Source organism: Streptomyces sp. SDr-06, assembly GCF_003324565.1.
Lineage (GTDB): Bacteria > Actinomycetota > Actinomycetes > Streptomycetales > Streptomycetaceae > Streptomyces.
Genome location: NZ_QOLA01000042.1, coordinates 14,209 through 30,378 on the forward strand (window position 1 = coordinate 14,209; position 16,170 = coordinate 30,378).

Consider the following 16,170-nt stretch of genomic DNA (forward strand, 5'->3'; position numbering starts at 1 on the left):
ACGGTCCGTCCCCTGCGCCCCGTCCGCAGGCGGCGGACCGTCTGTGTGGCAGCCGTTAGTGTGGGGCGCTGTCCACGGCACTCCGGTCACGTCAGAGCCCGTCTCGCACCGCCGGCCGCGCCGACCGCAGTCAGCACAGCAGCCTTCCGGGGCGGAGGGGCCCGTACCTCGATGTCCGTGCACAGCCAGTCGACGGCCCCGTACGAGGCGGCCGCGACCCCCGAGTTCCCCCGACACGTCGTCACCGCCGTGGTCGTCTCGCACGACGGCGCCCGCTGGCTCCCCGACGTCCTGTCCGGACTGCTCGGCCAGGAACGCCCCGTACAGAACGCCTACGCCGCCGACACCGGCAGCGCCGACGACTCCGCGCGCCTGGTCACCGAGGCGCTCGGCGCCGACCGCGTCCTGCACCTCGCCCGCCGCACCGGATTCGGCGCGGCCGTCGAGGAGGCCGCCCGCACCGCGCCCGTGCTCGGCCCCGAGGACCTGCCCTACCTCAAGCGCCCCAGCGGCTGGGACCCCGTCTCGCGCACCTGGCGCGACGACAGCTACGACCTGCCCGAACTCCCGCACGGCGAGCCCGTGCAGTGGCTCTGGCTGCTCCACGACGACTGCGCCCCCGAGCCCGACGCGCTCGCCGAACTGCTCCGCGTCGCCGACACCAACCCGTACGCCGCGATCATCGGCCCCAAGCTCCGCGGCTGGTACGACCGCAAGCAACTCCTCGAAGTGGGCGTCTCCATCGCGCACAGCGGGCGCCGCTGGACCGGACTCGACCGGCGCGAACAGGACCAGGGCCAGCACGACCAGGTCCGCCCCGTCCTTTCGGTGTCGTCGGCGGGCATGCTGATCCGCCGCGACGTGTGGGAGGAGCTCGGCGGCTTCGACCGCAGGCTGCCCCTGATGCGCGACGACGTCGACCTGTGCTGGCGCGCCCACGCCGCCGGGCACACCGTCCTCGTCGCCCCCGACGCCGCGGTCCGGCACGCCGAGGCCGCCGCCCGCGAGCGCCGCACCGTGGACTGCGCGGGCCGCTCGGTCGTCAACCCGCACCGGGTCGACAAGGCGGGCGCCGTCTACACCATGCTCGTCAACTCCCGTCCCGCGCTGCTCCCTTATGTGCTGCTCCGCATCGTGGTCGGCACCCTGCTGCGCACCTTCGCCTATCTGGTGGGCAAGGTCCCCGGGCAGGCCGTCGACGAGGTCATGGGCCTGTTCGGCACCCTGCTGCGGCCCGGCCGGATCCTCGCCGGGCGCAAGAAGCGCGGCAGGAGCGGCGTCGAGGCGAGCGAACTGCGGCCGCTGTTCCCGCCGCCCGGCGCCACCATCCGCGCCACCGTGGAATCCGTGGCGGGCAGCCTCGGCGCGGGCACCGAGGACACCGGCGGCTCCCGGCACGGAGCCGTCGAGTCCGGCCCCGGCGGCGACGACGCCGACTTCCTGGAGATCGAGCAGTTCGCCCGCCTGAAGAAGATCGCCCGCAGGCCGGCGCCGGTCCTCTTCGCGCTCCTCCTGCTCGTCTCCCTCGTCGCCTGCCGCGACCTGCTCGGCGGCGGCACCCTCATGGGCGGCGCCCTGCTGCCCGCCCCCGGCGACGTCGGGGCGCTGTGGGGCCGGTACGCGGACGCCTGGCACCCGATCGGCACGGGCGGCACCCAGACCGCGCCGCCCTACCTCGCGATCATCGCCGTGCTGTCCGCGCTCTGCTTCGGCTCGACCGGCTTCGCGCTCACCCTCCTGCTGGTCTGCTCGGTCCCGCTGGCCGGGCTCACCGCCTACTTCGCCGCCCGCCCCCTGACCGCGTCCCGCCAACTGCGCGCCTGGGCGGCCATCGCCTACGCCTTCCTGCCCGCCGCCACCGGCGCGCTCGGCGCGGGCCGGCTCGGCACCGCCGTCCTCGCGATCCTCCTGCCGCTGATCGCCCGGGCCGGGGTCGCGGCCGCCGGGTTCCGCGGCGACGGAGCCCGCGGCAGCTGGCGCGCCACCTGGACCTACGCGCTGCTCCTCACCATCGCGACCGCCTTCACCCCGGTCGTGTGGCCCATCGCGGTGCTGCTCGGCCTCGGCGTGCTCGCCCTGCGCCGGGGCGACATCACGGCGTACGGGCTGCGCTTCCTGGCCGCCGTCGGCACCCCGCTCCTGATGCTCGCGCCCTGGTCGCTCACCCTGCTCACCGGCCCCTCCGGCTTCCTCAAGGAGGCGGGCCTGGCGTACGGGAACGGCTCGGCCGGCGCGCTCGACCTGCTCGGGGCCAGCCCCGGCGGGCCGAAGACGGTCACAGGGCTGCTGCTCATCGGCTTCGTCGGGGCCGCCCTCGCGGCGCTGCTCCGCGCGGAGCGCACCTTCGCGATCCGCGCCGCCTGGGCCGTCGCGCTCACCGGCTTCCTCTTCGCGATCCTGTCGAACCGCAGCGCCTGGGCCGGGCCCGCGACCCTCGTGTACGGGCTCGCGCTGCTCGCCGCGGGCGTGCTCGGCGCCGAGGGCGGCCGGACCCGGGTGGCCGGGCACGGCTTCGGCTGGCGTCAGCCGGTCGCCGCGCTCATCGCGCTCGCGGCCGCCGTCGGCCCCGTCTACTCCGCCGCGAACTGGATGATCGGCGGCGCCGCGGGCCCGCTGGAGCGCCGCGACCCGGTGCAGGTGCCGGCCTTCGTCGCCGAGGAGAGCGGCACCCGCGACCAGGCCCGCACCCTGGTCCTCGGCGGCACCTCGCCCGCCAAGGTCGCGTACACGCTGGTCCGGGGCTCGGGCGGACAGCTCGGCGACGCCGAACTCACCGCGTCCGCGGGCGGTGACGCCGGGCTCGGCAAGGTCGTCTCCCGTCTCGTCGCGGGCTCCGGCGCCGACCAGTCGAGCCAGCTCAGCGCCTACGCCGTGCGCTATGTACTGGTCCGCGACGGCGCGCCCCGCTCCATCGCCCGCACCCTGGACTCGACGCCCGGCCTCAGCCGGCTCAGCCAGCTCGACGGCAGCGCCCTGTGGCGGGTGGACCGCCAGGTCGCCCGCGCCGTGATCGTGCCGGCCAAGGGCGGCGAGACGCTGCCGGTCGCCGCCGACCCCGTCGACATCCACACCAGGATCCCGGCCGGCGAGGCGGGCCGCGTGCTGCGCATCGCCGACCAGAGCGCCCCCGGCTGGACCGCCACCCTCGACGGCAAGGCGCTCAAGAAGACCACCGTCGACGGCTGGGCCCAGGGCTTCGAACTGCCCGCCGACGCGGGCCGGCTCGACGTCACCTACGACGCCCCCTTCACCCACACCGCCTGGATCTGGGCCCAGTCCGCGCTCGCCGTCGTCCTGCTGGTGCTCGCGCTGCCGGGCCGTCGCCGCGAGATCGACGACGACCTGCCCGAGCCGGAGGCCGCGGTGGCCGCCGTCCCCGCCCAGCCGGTCGCGGGCGAGGGCCGCCGGGCCCGCCGACTCCGCGCCCAGGCCGAGGCGGAGGCCACCGGCGACGACATGTCCGAGCAGCAGCCGGGGATCCCGCAGCAGCCCGCGTACGAGGAGTGGGACGCGGCGCAGTACGCCACCACCTCCCCGGCCGCCGACGCCGCGCACCCCGACCAGCAGACCCAGCAGCGGTACGACCCGTACCAGCAGCAGTACCCGGGCTATCAGCAGTACCCCGACGGCCAGTACGCCCAGGTCCCGTACCCCGAGCAGCACTACCCCGAGACGCAGTACCCCCAAGTGCCGGGCGCCGACGGGCAGTTCGGTGAGGGCCAGTACGCCGACGGGCAGGGGCAGCAGCAGTACGACCCCTACCAGCATGCGCAGGGGCAGGCGTCGCCGCCGGACGCGGCGTACGACCCGTACGGCTACGGATATTCGCCCGAGCAGCCCGAGCAGCAGCCGCACCGCCCCGACGGGAGCCAGCAGTGAAGCGCACCACCCTCTCCCTCGCCGCGGGAGCCGTGGCCCTCGCCGCGCTGACCGGCTTCGCCTCGCTCTCCACGCCCGGCGGCACGGCCGACACCGGCGCCAAGACCCCGGCCCGGCTGCCCGTCGAACGCTCCAGCCTGCTGTGCCCGGCGCCCAGCAACTCCGACCTCGCCCAGACCACGTACACGGCCTTCACGCCCAAGGGCACCGGGCAGGGCAAGCCGGGCACGGCGGCGCTGACCCCGGCGGTGCCGCCGCCCGCCGACTCGGGCGGCTCCTCGCCCGCTCCGCCGGCCTCGGGGGGCAAGCCCAAGGACGGCAAGGACGGCAAGGGCAAGGACAAGAAGGCATCCGACAAGCCCGCGCCCGACAAGCCGGTCATCTCCCTGAGCGCGCCCGGCAAGCCGGCCGCCGCCACCGTGTCCGGCGCCGACGCGCCCGCGCTCACCGGCTCCGCCGACGGGCTGCTCGCCCCGGGCTGGGCCGCCCAGGAGGTCACCCAGATCACCGGCGGCGCGGGCCGCGCGCTGCTCGGCACCAGCTGCACCGCGCCGGACGCCGACTTCTGGTTCCCCGGCGCGTCCACCGCCAAGGACCGCCAGGACTACGTCCACTTGACCAACCCCGACGACACCGCGGCCGTCGCCGACGTCGAGCTCTTCGGCAAGGACGGTCCCATCAAGACCGACATCGGCGAGGGCATCACGATCCCCGCCAGGTCGAGCGTCCCCGTTCTCCTCTCCACGCTGACCGGCACGGTGGCCGACGATCTGACGGTGCATGTCGCCACCCGGGCGGGCCGGGTCGGCGCGGTGGTGCAGGCCACCGACGCGAAGGCGGGCGCGGACTGGCTGCCCGCCTCGGCGGACGCGGCCGCCTCCCAGGTGCTTCCGGGCATCCCGGGCGACGCCACCGACGTACGCCTCGTCGTGTACGCGAAGGGCGCGGACGACGCCGACCTCAAGGTCAAGCTGCTGGGCAAAGGGGGCGGCTTCGCACCGGCGGGGCTGGACACCGTCCACGTGAAATCGGGGATGACGGCGTCCTTCGATCTGAAGAACGTCACCAGGGGCGACGCGGGTTCCCTTCTGCTCACCCCGGTTTCGGACGGCTCCACTCCGGTCGTCGCGGCGCTGCGCGTGGTCCGCGGCACCGGCGACAAGCAGGAGATCGGCTTCATCCCGGCGGCCGCCCAGGTGGGCGCCCGCGCCACGGTGACCGACAACCGCGACAAGGCGGCCTCGCTCGCCCTGACGGCCCCCGGCACCAAGGACGCCACCGTGAAGGTCACCTCCTCCGCGGGCACCGAGGGCGGCGAGCCGCAGTCCAAGACGTACACCGTGAAGGCCGGCACCACCCTCGCCGTCGACCCGCCGGCCCCCTCGGGCCTCAAGGGCTCGTACGCGCTGACCGTCGAGCCCGATCCCGCGGGAGGGCCCGTCTACGCGGCGCGCACGCTGGCTCTCACGCAGGACGGGGTCCCGATGTTCACGGTGCAGACGCTGGCCGACGACAAGGGCACGGTCGCCGTCCCGGCGGCGGCCCAGGACCTCACGGTCCTGGAGAAGTAGGGCGGGCTCAGTCCTGGCCGTACCGCGGGTCGACCGACTCCGGCGCCAGGCCCAGGAGTTCGGCGACCTGCTCGACCACGACCTCGTGGACGAGCAGGGCGCGCTCGTCCCGGTTCTTGGTGCGGATCTCGACCGGCCTGCGGTAGACCAGGATCCGGGCGGGCCGGTCCTTGCCGGCCGGCAGCGCGCGGCCCAGCGGCACCGCCTCGTCGCTCCAGGCCGCCGACTCCCCGTCGTCGTCCGCGGCGCCGGGGGCCTCCCGGAACGGGACGTCGGTGACGAGGAACTCGACCTCCGCCAGCTGGGGCCAGCGCCGCTCCAGGCGTTCCACCGAGTCGAGCACGAGATCGCGGAAGGTCTCCGCCCTGCTGGCCGACAGGGGCACCTGGGGAGGGGCCACGGGCCCGCGCATGCCACGGCCGTGCCGGTCGCGGCGCCGGGGCCCCGAACGGGAGCCAGTACCTTCGGCTGAGCTGGAGCTGTCCATCACTGACGCAGCGTAGCCCTCCGGGGCCGGTGGCGATCGCGGCGACGGCCCGGGAGGCCGCATGTCGCGGGCGTGTCGCGGGATGACCATTTCGGCCACGCATGAGAGCGGTTACCGGCCCGTCCGGGACCTAGGATTTCGCGCCGTTTGACCGAATAATTCCCAAGTAGCGGTCGGGGGAAGGCCGGTAACAGCCCGTGGTCCTCTGTTCCCGTGCAGGTCAGCGCAGTTGCTCGGGCACCCCCTGTGCCCGAGCTCACACCGCGACACGGTGGAGTGACGTGGTGGAGAGTCGTCGCGGCCCGGTCAAGAGTGCGGTACCGTCCAACGTCGTGAGCCCTGTACGTCGCTGTTCGCGCACCGCGTGCGGCCGCCCTGCCGTCGCGACACTGACGTACGTCTACGCGGACTCGACCGCAGTTCTCGGTCCGCTTGCCACCTACGCCGAACCCCACTGCTACGACCTGTGCGCCGAGCACAGCGAGCGCCTGACCGCGCCCCGCGGCTGGGAGGTCGTCCGCCTGACCGACGCCTCCGCCCCGGCCCGCCCCAGCGGCGACGACCTGGAAGCGCTCGCCAACGCCGTGCGCGAGGCCGCCCGCCCCCAGGAGCGGGCCGCCGAGGCCGGCGGGGCGCGCTCGGCGGACCCGGTCGAGGTCGGGCGCCGGGGCCATCTGCGCGTCCTGCGCTCGCCCGAGTCCTGATCCGCGCCCTGCCACGCGGCCACCGCCCTTTCCCAACCCCACAGGTACCGCCGCCGAGTTGGCACAGTCGCGTCCGGGTCCACCGAAGCTGTGGCCGGCGCCCAGGCGGCGGCGGGTAGTTTGGAGGCCCGGTCGGCGCCCCGTGGAGGGCGCCGTCGACGACATCAGGGAAGGTTGGGCCGTGGCTGCTGATCTGTCGCAGATCGTGAAGGCGTACGACGTCCGCGGAGTGGTGCCGGATCAGTGGGACGAGTCCCTTGCCGAGCTCTTCGGCGCCGCGTTCGTCACCGTGACGGGGGCCGGCGCCATCGTCGTGGGCCACGACATGCGGCCCTCCTCGCCCGGCCTGTCCGCCGCCTTCGCGCGCGGCGCGGCCGCCCTGGGCGCGGACGTCACCCTCATCGGCCTGTGCTCCACCGACCAGCTGTACTACGCCTCCGGAGCCCTGGACCTGCCGGGCGCGATGTTCACCGCCTCGCACAACCCGGCGCGGTACAACGGCATCAAGATGTGCCGGGCGGGCGCGGCCCCGGTCGGCCAGGACACCGGCCTCGCCGACATCCGCGCGCTGGTCGAGCGGTGGTCCGAGCAGGGCGCCCCGGACCCGGCGGCCGAGCCGGGCACCATCGGCGAGCGCGAGACGTTGACGGACTACGCGACCCATCTCAAGTCGCTCGTCGACCTCTCCGCCATCCGCCCCCTGAAGGTCGTGGTCGACGCGGGCAACGGCATGGGCGGGCACACCGTGCCCACCGTGTTCGAAGGCCTGCCCCTCGACCTGGTCCCGATGTACTTCGAGCTCGACGGCACCTTCCCCAACCACGAGGCCAACCCGCTCGACCCGGCGAACATCGTCGACCTCCAGGCCCGCGTCCGCGCGGAGGGCGCCGACCTCGGCCTGGCCTTCGACGGTGACGCCGACCGCTGCTTCGTCGTCGACGAGCGGGGCGAGCCGGTCTCGCCCTCCGCGATCACCGCCCTGGTCGCGGCCCGCGAGCTCGCCCGGCACCCCGGCGGCACCGTGATCCACAACCTGATCACCTCCTGGTCCGTGCCGGAGGTGGTCCGCGAGAACGGCGGCACCCCCGTCCGCACCCGCGTCGGCCACTCCTTCATCAAGCAGGAGATGGCGGCCACCGGAGCGATCTTCGGCGGCGAGCACTCCGCGCACTACTACTTCGCCGACTTCTGGAACGCGGACACCGGCATGCTGGCCGCGCTCCACGTCCTGGCCGCGCTCGGCGGCCAGGAGGGCAGCCTCTCCGCCCTCGTCGCCCAGTACGACCGCTACACGGGCTCGGGCGAGATCAACTCCACCGTCGACGACCAGGCGGCCCGCGCGGCCGCGGTCCGGGCCGCCTACGAGGGCCGCGAGGGCCTCACCCTGGACGAACTCGACGGCCTCACCGTCACCGCTCAGGACTGGTGGTTCAACCTGCGCGCCTCCAACACCGAGCCGCTGCTGCGCCTGAACGTCGAGGCGCGCGACGAGCCGACGATGGCGAAGGTACGCGACGAGGTCCTGGCGATCGTCCGGGGCTGAGGCATCTCCCTCGCCGAGGCGGGTCCCGCCCGCGCCCGCAGCGCTCGGAAGGCTCCGCGGGGCGCAGGCGGTTGGCTGGTTCCGGCCGCGTTGCGCGCGGGCGGCCCGCTGGGCGGGGTTGATGGGGCGATGCGATGCGGGGCTCATGGCCGACCTCACCGCTCGGCCGACCTCACCGCGCGGAAGCGGGAACCGGCCCGGCCGGGCGTTCACCACCGTCCCCCGGAGTGAGACGGACACCCTCGCCCGGACCTTCGGCGGGATCTTTGCAGGGCACGCACCCCGCCCACCCCGGCGGTAGGCTGACCTGGCCCGACCCCCGCGCGCGTTCCGTACGCGTACGGAACGAAGAATCGCCGAAGGGAACCCCATGCCGCTCGAAGCCGGCCTCCTCGAGATCCTCGCCTGCCCGGCCTGCCACGCCCCGCTCAGCGACGCGACCTCGGCGGACGAGCCCGAGCTGATCTGCACCGGCAAGGACTGCGGACTGGCCTACCCGGTGCGCGACGGCATCCCGGTCCTCCTCGTGGACGAGGCCCGCCGCCCCGCGTAAGCAGGGTGCGGGCCCCGCCCGCACACCGTCCCGGTAACCGCCCAGTAGAGCCGGAGGCCGACCCCCATGCTCGACGAGTCGCTGCTCGACGCACCGGAAGCCCTCGCCAGGGCCGACCGCCGAGGGCTGCTGCGCGGCGCGGCGGAGGCGGGCGCCCGCGTCCGCACCGCGGCCCGGCACGCGGCGGAGGCCGGCATCGCCGAGCTGAAGCCGGAAGGCCGCCCCCGGTCCGTACTGATCGCGGGCCCCGGCACCGCGGCGGCGGGCGTGGCCGACCTGATCAGGGCGCTGGCGGGGTCCTCGGCCCCGGTCACCCGGCTGGAGTCCACCGGGGTGGCCCCCGCGGCGGGCGCCCTGCGCTGGAGCCTGCCGGGCTGGGCGGGCTCCGTCGACCTGCTGCTCATCACCACCACCGACGGCACCGAGCCGGGCCTCGCCCTCCTCGCCGAGCAGGCCTACCGCAGGGGCTGCAACGTCGTGGCCGTCGCGCCGCAGCGCTCCCCGCTCGCGGAGGCCGTGGACGGGGTGCACGGACTCGTCGTCCCGATGGCGGCGGCGCCCTTCGAGCCCGACGAGGCGGAGATGTCCGCCGCGAGCCCGGGCGCCCTGTGGTCGCTGTTCACGCCCCTGCTCGCGCTCCTCGACCGCGTCGGCCTGCTCAGCGCGCCCCCCGAGACCGTCGAGAAGATCGCCGCCCGCCTGGACCGCACCGCCGAACGCTGCGGCCCGGCGATCGCGACGTACAGCAACCCCGCCAAGACGCTCGCCTCCGAGCTCGCCGAGTCGCTCCCGCTGATCTGGACCGAGGGCCAGGGCGCGGCCCCGGTGGGCCGCCGGTTCGCCGCAGTGCTCAGCGAGCTGTCCGGTCATCCGGCGCTCGCCGCCGAGCTGCCCGAGGCGCTGCCCGCGCACGGCGTGCTGCTCGCCGGCTCGCTCGCGGCCGGCGCCGACCCCGACGACTTCTTCCGCGACCGCGTCGACGAGCCGGAGCGGCTGCACGCCCGGGTCTTCCTGCTGCGCGACCGCCCCACCGGCGGCCTGTCCGCCGCCCCCGCCGCCCGCGAGCTCGCGCTGAGCCACGACGCCCCGGTCAGCGAGCTCGAACCCGAGGAGGGCTCCGAGCTCGAATGCCTCGCCGAACTCCTCGCCATCACCGACTTCGCGACCGTGTACCTGACGATCGCGTCGACCTGACCCCGCCCGCGCCGCGGCCGGGGTCTGCCCAGGGACAGGGCGCCTGCCACAGCCAGTCCACGCCTCGGAGCGCCGGAAGCCTTCGGCCGGCCCGAAGGCCGACCGTCTTCCGGACCCGAAAGAGAACACAGGACGACCCATGGACCGTCTCACCAACACCATCCGTCCCTACGCCTGGGGCTCCACCACCCTCATCCCCGAACTCCTCGGCACCGCCCCCACCGGTGAACCGCAGGCCGAGATGTGGATGGGCGCCCACCCCGGAGCGCCGTCCCGGCTCGACCGGGGCGCAGGTCCGACATCGTTGTCAGATGTGATCGCGGCGGACCCCGTGGCCGAGCTGGGCCGCGCCGCCGTGGCCCGCTTCGGCCCGCGCCTGCCCTTCCTCCTCAAGGTCCTCGCGGCGGGCGCCCCGCTCTCCCTCCAGGTCCACCCCGACCTCGCGCAGGCACACGAGGGGTACGAGGCCGAGGAGCGCGCCGGGGTCCCGGTCGACGCCCCGCATCGCAACTACAAGGACGCCAACCACAAGCCCGAACTGATCTGCGCGCTCACCCCCTTCGAGGGCGTGTGCGGCTTCAGCACGCCCGAGGACGCCGCCGAGATCCTGGCCGCCCTGGAGGTCGACTCGCTCAAGCCGTACGTCGACCTGCTGCGCGCCCACCCCGCCGAAGCGGCCCTGCGCGAGGTCCTCACGGCCGTACTGACCGCCGACCGCGCCGAGATGGCGGCGACGGTGGCCGAGACGGCCGCCGCGTGCGCACGCCTGGGCGGCGCGCGATACACCGCGTACGCCACCCTCGCGCACCACTACCCCGGCGACCCGGGTGTGATCGCGGCCATGCTCCTGAACTACGTCCAACTCCAGCCCGGCGAAGCCCTGTTCCTCGGCGCCGGGGTGCCGCACGCCTACCTCGGCGGCATGGGCGTGGAGATCATGGCCAACTCCGACAACGTGCTGCGCTGCGGCCTGACCCCGAAACACGTCGACGTCCCCGAACTGCTCCGGGTCGTACGCTTCGAGCCGACCGACCCGGGCGTCCTGCGCCCCGAGGCGTCGGCGGCGGGGGAGGAGCTGTACGAGACCCCGATCGACGAGTTCCGCCTCTCCCGTTTCGTACGCGCGGAAGGCGCGGCCCCAACCCGGCTGACCGCGCGGACCCCGCAGATCGTCCTCTGCACGGCGGGCCGCCCCTCGGTCGGGGGACTGGCCCTGACCCCGGGCGCGTCCGTCTTCGTACCGGCGGAGGAGGAGACCGAACTGTCCGGTGCGGGAACGGTGTTCCGCGCCACAGTGGTTGCCTGATGTAACAATGTGCCGCCGCGGGGTCCGGCACCGGCCGGCCCCCGCGCAGGGCAACCGACGAAGGGAAGACGGCAACTCCATGAGCGCGTCAGGCGGAACCAGGGCGATCGTGGCGGCGCTCAGCGCCAACCTCGCCATCGCGGTAGCGAAGTTCGTGGCGTTCCTGTTCAGCGGCTCGTCGTCGATGCTGGCGGAGAGCGTCCACTCGCTGGCCGACTCCGGCAACCAGGGCCTGCTGCTGCTCGGCGGCAAGAAGGCCCAACGCGAGGCGACGCCCCAACACCCCTTCGGCTACGGCCGCGAGCGCTACATCTACGCCTTCCTCGTCTCGATCGTGCTGTTCTCGGTCGGCGGCATGTTCGCGGTCTACGAGGGCTACGAGAAGATCAAGAACCCGCACGCGATCGAGGCCTGGTACTGGCCGGTCGGCGTCCTGGTCTTCGCCATCGCCGCGGAGGGCTTCTCCTTCCGTACGGCGATCAAGGAGTCGAACACCACCCGGGGCAGCCTCTCCTGGAGGGAGTTCATCCGCCGCGCCAAGGCACCCGAGCTCCCCGTCGTCCTGCTCGAGGACTTCGGCGCGCTGGTCGGCCTGGTCCTCGCCCTCGCGGGCGTCGGCCTCGCCCTGGCCACGGGCGACGGCGTCTGGGACGGCATCGGCACGCTCTGCATCGGCGTCCTGCTGATCCTCATCGCCCTCATCCTGGCGGCGGAGACCAAGTCGCTGCTGCTCGGGGAGGCGGCGGGCACGGCGGAGGTGGCGAAGATCAAGGCGGCCATCGTCGACGGCGACACGGTCACCTCCGTGATCCACATGCGCACGCTCCACCTGGGCCCCGAGGAACTCCTGGTGGCCGCCAAGATCGCCGTCCAGCACGACGACACGGCGCAGGAAGTGGCCACCGCGATCAACGCGGCCGAGTCCCGCATCCGCGAGGCGGTCCCGATCGCCCGGGTCATCTACCTGGAGCCCGACATCTACAGCGCGGAAGAAGCAGCAGCAGGCCCCGACCCCCAAGCCACCCCGGGCGGCCGCTGAGGCCGGGCCCGTCCTGGCCGCCCCCACCGCAGGTGGCTGAGGGGCGCGCTTTCGGGGCCCCGGCCGGGCGCCCTCTTCGAATCCTGGGCTGGCTGATTGGCGCGAGCCACCCTGGTTCGGCGCTCATGGGCGGGCGCTGAGGGCGGGGGCCGGGGCGGGGCACGGGGCTCCCGTCGGGGAGGGCGGGCCCGTCTGAGCCGCCTCTACCGCAGGTGGCTGGGGGCTCCCTCATCTGGGCCCCGGCGGGGCGCCCCTGCGAAGCGTGGCCTCGCCGGTCAGTGCGGGCCGCCCTGGTTCGGCGCTCGTGGGCGGGCGCCTGCACTTCCGTCGGGGACTGCGGCCCCTCCCGCCCAACCGGGCATGCCCCCTCGACGCCGGGCAGGTTCAACATCAGCCGCTCCGGCGTTTGAGGAGCGGGGGTCTGGGGGCGGAGCCCCCAGTGCCATCCACCGGCCCGAGGCCGACGAACCATCCCCCGGAGGGTCTCGGGAAGGGGCGGGGCGGGGAGCAAAACCCCACCCAGCCCACCCGCGGCTACCGAATCTCCCCCAGCACCCCCAGCACCGCCCCCTCATCCGCAGAATCCGCAGCCCCCGCCAACCGCCCCCGGAACTCCGTATCCATCAACTTCCGCGACAGCAACGCCAGAATCCGCAAGTGCTCGTCCCCCGCCGCAGCCTCCGGCACGGAGATCATGAAGATGAGCTTGGCCCGGGTCCCGTCCAGCGACCCCCACTCGATGCCCTCGGCGGACCGGGCGAACCCCACGGTCGGCGCGGACACCGCATCCGTCTTGGCATGCGGAATGGCGATCTCTTCGCCGAGCCCGGTCGTCCCCTGCGCCTCCCGCGCGAGCGCGACCCGTACGAGTTCGTCGACATCCCGTACGTTCCCGGTCGAGGCCAGCATCTCGGCCATCTCCCGGATCGCCGCCTCCTTGTCGCGTGAGGCGAGCTGGACCTTGACGGTACGAGCGGTGAGGTACCCGGAGAGCACCTCGGAGGCAGAGACGGAGTCAGCAGAAGCAGCCCCCTCCCCGGCAGGAACGCCACCAGCACCCCCTCCCGCAGCACTCCCCACAGCCACCCCGGCCAACGCAGGCTCGGGCACCAGGGAAGCCACCTCGGCCCCACCCCGCCGAGCCTTGCGCTCCTTGAGGTCGATCAGCGCGTTGGTGGTCAGCGCCGTGACAGCCGTACCGATGGCGATGGCCAGGAAGAACATCGCCGCCCCACCCACGGCCCCGAACAGCGAAACGATCGGCCCGCCGTGCGGAACGGAGTCCGTCACTCCGGCCACCCCCGCGACCGCACCGGCCACCGCGCCACCCAGCATGTTCGCCGGGATGACCTGTGCGGGCCGAGCCGCCGCGAACGGGATCGCGCCCTCCGAGATGCCGAAGAACCCCATGAACAGCGCCGCGATACCGGTCTCGCGCTCCTGGTCGCTGTAGAGCTTGCGGCGCAGCAGCGTGGCGAGCCCCTGGCCGAGCGGCATGACCGGAATGGCCGCGGCCGCCATGCCCATGACCGCGTTGTTGGTGCCGATCAGACCCACCGCCACCAGGAACGCCGTCTTGTTGACCGGGCCGCCCATGTCGAACGCGATCATCAGGCCGATCAGCGCGCCGAGCACGATCGCACTGGACCCGGTCATCCCGTTGAGCCAGCTGGTCAGGTGAGTGAAGACCCAGGAGATGGGCTGACCGAGTACGTAGATGTAGAACAGCCCGAGCGCGAGCGTCGACACGATCGGGATCACGATGATCGGCATGATCGGCTGCACGAACTTCGGCACCCTGACCTTGCGAATCCCCAGCACCAGGTACCCGGCGAGGAAACCGGTCGCTATCGCACCGAGGAAGCCCGCGTTGGCGTCGGCCCCGTAGATGTTCACGGCGTCGGCGGCGAGGAAGCCGCCGATCATGCCGGGCACCAGCGCGGGCCGGTCGCCGAGGGCGAAGGCGATGTACCCCGAGAAGATCGGCAGCATCAGCTTGAAGCCGAGCGTGCCGAGCGTGTTGACGTAGAACCAGAACGAGTCCTTCTCGAACACGATCCCCTTCGGCGTGGTGTGCCCGCCCAGCGCGATCGAGACGGCCAGCAGCAGACCGCCCACCACCACGAACGGGATCATGTGCGAGACGCCGTTCATCAGCGCCTTGTACGCGGCGCTGCGCTCCTTGCCGCCACCCGCACCCCCGGCGCCACCGCCGCCCGGAGCGCCATGGCCCCCGGTGTGCACGGGCGCGCTCCGCACCTGCTCGATGAGCTGCTCGGGGCGGTGAATGCCATCGGCCACGGGAACGCTCAGCACCTTCTTGCCCACGAACCGGTCCAGCACGACGTCCTTGTCGGCCGCGACGATGACGCCGTCCGCCTCCTTGACATCGTTGTCAGAGAGGACATTTTCGGCCCCGATGGAGCCCTGCGTCTCCACCTTCATCTCGATGCCGAGCGCCGCCGCGGCCTGTGCCAGCTTCTCGGCGGCCATATAGGTGTGGGCGATGCCGGTCGGACAGGCGGTCACCGCGAGCAGCTTCAACTTCCGCTGCCCCTCGCTAGCCGGACTGGTCACGTGGGGTCTCCTAACGCTTCGCGCCTCGTCGCGCAGATCGTTCGTACGGTCCGCTCGTTTCCCGAGCCGGGCCGACCCAAGCATCCTCCACCCCGCGAAGGCGGGATCAAAAGTCCCGTTGGGCCTAGTTCGCCCGGACTGTGGTCCCGATCTTCGGCACCCTTCTTTGTCCGGCCGCGCTGGGGCGCGCTCGGCCGATCGGTGTAGATTCGTGACCAGAGCCAGACGTCGCTGCTGATGGCGGTCGGTCGGTCCCGCGTGGATACGGCCGAGGGAGAGAGGGCCTCCGACGGACTGCGCTGCGAGCGCGTTCGGGCACTCCCATGCCCATCGCCGCGCCCGCAGACCAGCCGTACCCACCCTCGCCACCAACCCACGAGGAGCAGCTCGCCATGACGACTGACGCCACCGGCGCCGGCCAGGACTTCAAGGTCGCCGACCTCTCCCTCGCCGCCTTCGGCCGCAAGGAGATCACCCTCGCCGAGCACGAGATGCCCGGCCTGATGTCGATCCGCAAGGAGTACGCCGCCACGCAGCCGCTGGCCGGCGCCCGCATCACCGGCTCCCTGCACATGACCGTGCAGACCGCCGTGCTGATCGAGACCCTGGTCGCGCTCGGCGCCGAGGTCCGCTGGGCCTCCTGCAACATCTTCTCCACCCAGGACCACGCCGCCGCCGCCATCGCGGTCGGCCCGAACGGCACCCCGGACGCCCCCGCCGGCGTCCCGGTCTACGCCTGGAAGGGCGAGACCCTCGAGGAGTACTGGTGGTGCACGGAGCAGGCCCTGACCTGGCCGAACACCCCCACCGGCGGCCCGAACATGATCCTGGACGACGGCGGCGACGCCACCCTCCTGGTGCACAAGGGCGTCGAGTTCGAGAAGGCCGGCGCGGCCCCGGACCCGTCGACGGCCGACTCCGAGGAGTACGCCCACATCCTCACCCTGCTGAACCGCACCCTGGGCGAGAACCCCCAGAAGTGGACCCAGCTGGCCTCGGAGATCCGTGGTGTGACGGAGGAGACCACGACGGGTGTGCACCGTCTGTACGAGATGATGCGTGACGGCGACCTCCTCTTCCCGGCGATCAATGTGAACGACGCGGTGACGAAGTCGAAGTTCGACAACAAGTACGGCTGCCGCCACTCGCTGATCGACGGCATCAACCGTGCCACCGATGTTCTGATCGGTGGCAAGACGGCTGTGGTGTGTGGTTACGGTGACGTCGGCAAGGGCTGCGCGGAGTCGCTGCGGGGCCAGGGTGCCCGGGTGATCATCACGGAGATCGACCCGATCTGCGCGCTGCAGGCGGCGATGG

Annotated in this window: 11 protein-coding genes; 9 read left to right on the forward strand and 2 right to left on the reverse strand. The window is 73.3% G+C overall.

The genetic code is table 11. The features are described 5' to 3' along the window. Positions 1-171 precede the first annotated feature (171 nt). Together DT019_RS37965 and DT019_RS37970 are read left to right on the forward strand one after the other, a co-directional pair. The gene (locus DT019_RS37965; protein ID WP_114041563.1) at positions 172-3,879 is read left to right on the forward strand and encodes a glycosyltransferase family 2 protein; all 3,708 of its coding nucleotides are present in this window, start codon (positions 172-174) and stop codon (positions 3,877-3,879) included. Continuing rightward, positions 3,876-5,450, forward strand: coding sequence for a DUF5719 family protein (locus DT019_RS37970; RefSeq protein WP_114041564.1), 1,575 nt, complete (start codon positions 3,876-3,878; stop codon positions 5,448-5,450). The genes DT019_RS37965 and DT019_RS37970 overlap by 4 nt, the downstream gene beginning before the upstream one ends. 7 nt (positions 5,451-5,457) lie before the next feature. Here the strand turns inward: DT019_RS37970 and DT019_RS37975 are convergent, their stop codons facing one another. After that, complete coding sequence (locus DT019_RS37975; protein WP_223279970.1) at positions 5,458-5,937, reverse strand: metallopeptidase family protein; 480 nt, start codon at positions 5,935-5,937, stop codon at positions 5,458-5,460. Positions 5,938-6,221: 284 nt separating this feature from the next. Here DT019_RS37975 and DT019_RS37980 point away from each other — a divergent pair, with 284 nt between their 5' ends. The 6 genes from DT019_RS37980 to DT019_RS38005 all read left to right on the forward strand — a co-directional run bounded on the left by DT019_RS37980 (position 6,222) and on the right by DT019_RS38005 (position 12,276). Continuing rightward, entirely contained in the window at positions 6,222-6,641 is a 420-nt protein-coding gene (locus tag DT019_RS37980; protein ID WP_114041565.1) for a DUF3499 domain-containing protein, read from the forward strand. Positions 6,642-6,822: 181 nt separating this feature from the next. Further along, the gene (locus tag DT019_RS37985; protein ID WP_114041573.1) at positions 6,823-8,184 is read left to right on the forward strand and encodes a phosphomannomutase/phosphoglucomutase; all 1,362 of its coding nucleotides are present in this window, start codon (positions 6,823-6,825) and stop codon (positions 8,182-8,184) included. 370 nt (positions 8,185-8,554) lie between these two features. Continuing rightward, positions 8,555-8,737 carry a Trm112 family protein gene (locus DT019_RS37990; protein WP_053723767.1) on the forward strand — a complete coding sequence of 61 codons (183 nt, stop codon included), beginning with the start codon at positions 8,555-8,557 and terminating at the stop codon, positions 8,735-8,737. A gap of 66 nt (positions 8,738-8,803) precedes the next feature. Beyond that, positions 8,804-9,931 carry an SIS domain-containing protein gene (locus DT019_RS37995; RefSeq protein ID WP_114041566.1) on the forward strand — a complete coding sequence of 376 codons (1,128 nt, stop codon included), beginning with the start codon at positions 8,804-8,806 and terminating at the stop codon, positions 9,929-9,931. Between the two features lie 139 nt (positions 9,932-10,070). Then, positions 10,071-11,237 carry a mannose-6-phosphate isomerase, class I gene (manA, locus tag DT019_RS38000; protein WP_114041567.1) on the forward strand — a complete coding sequence of 389 codons (1,167 nt, stop codon included), beginning with the start codon at positions 10,071-10,073 and terminating at the stop codon, positions 11,235-11,237. Positions 11,238-11,316: 79 nt separating this feature from the next. Beyond that, positions 11,317-12,276, forward strand: a complete 960-nt coding sequence (locus tag DT019_RS38005) for a cation diffusion facilitator family transporter (protein ID WP_114041568.1) — start codon at positions 11,317-11,319, stop codon at positions 12,274-12,276. Positions 12,277-12,810: 534 nt separating this feature from the next. On the opposite strand, the gene DT019_RS38010 is transcribed toward DT019_RS38005, so the two are convergent. Continuing rightward, on the reverse strand, positions 12,811-14,769 hold the full coding sequence (locus DT019_RS38010; RefSeq protein ID WP_411292774.1) for a fructose-specific PTS transporter subunit EIIC: 1,959 nt from the start codon (positions 14,767-14,769) through the stop codon (positions 12,811-12,813). Positions 14,770-15,245: 476 nt separating this feature from the next. On the opposite strand from DT019_RS38010, the gene DT019_RS38015 reads away from it, so the two are divergent. Beyond that, positions 15,246-16,170: adenosylhomocysteinase (locus tag DT019_RS38015; protein WP_114041570.1), on the forward strand; the 925-nt coding region annotated here is incomplete at its 3' end.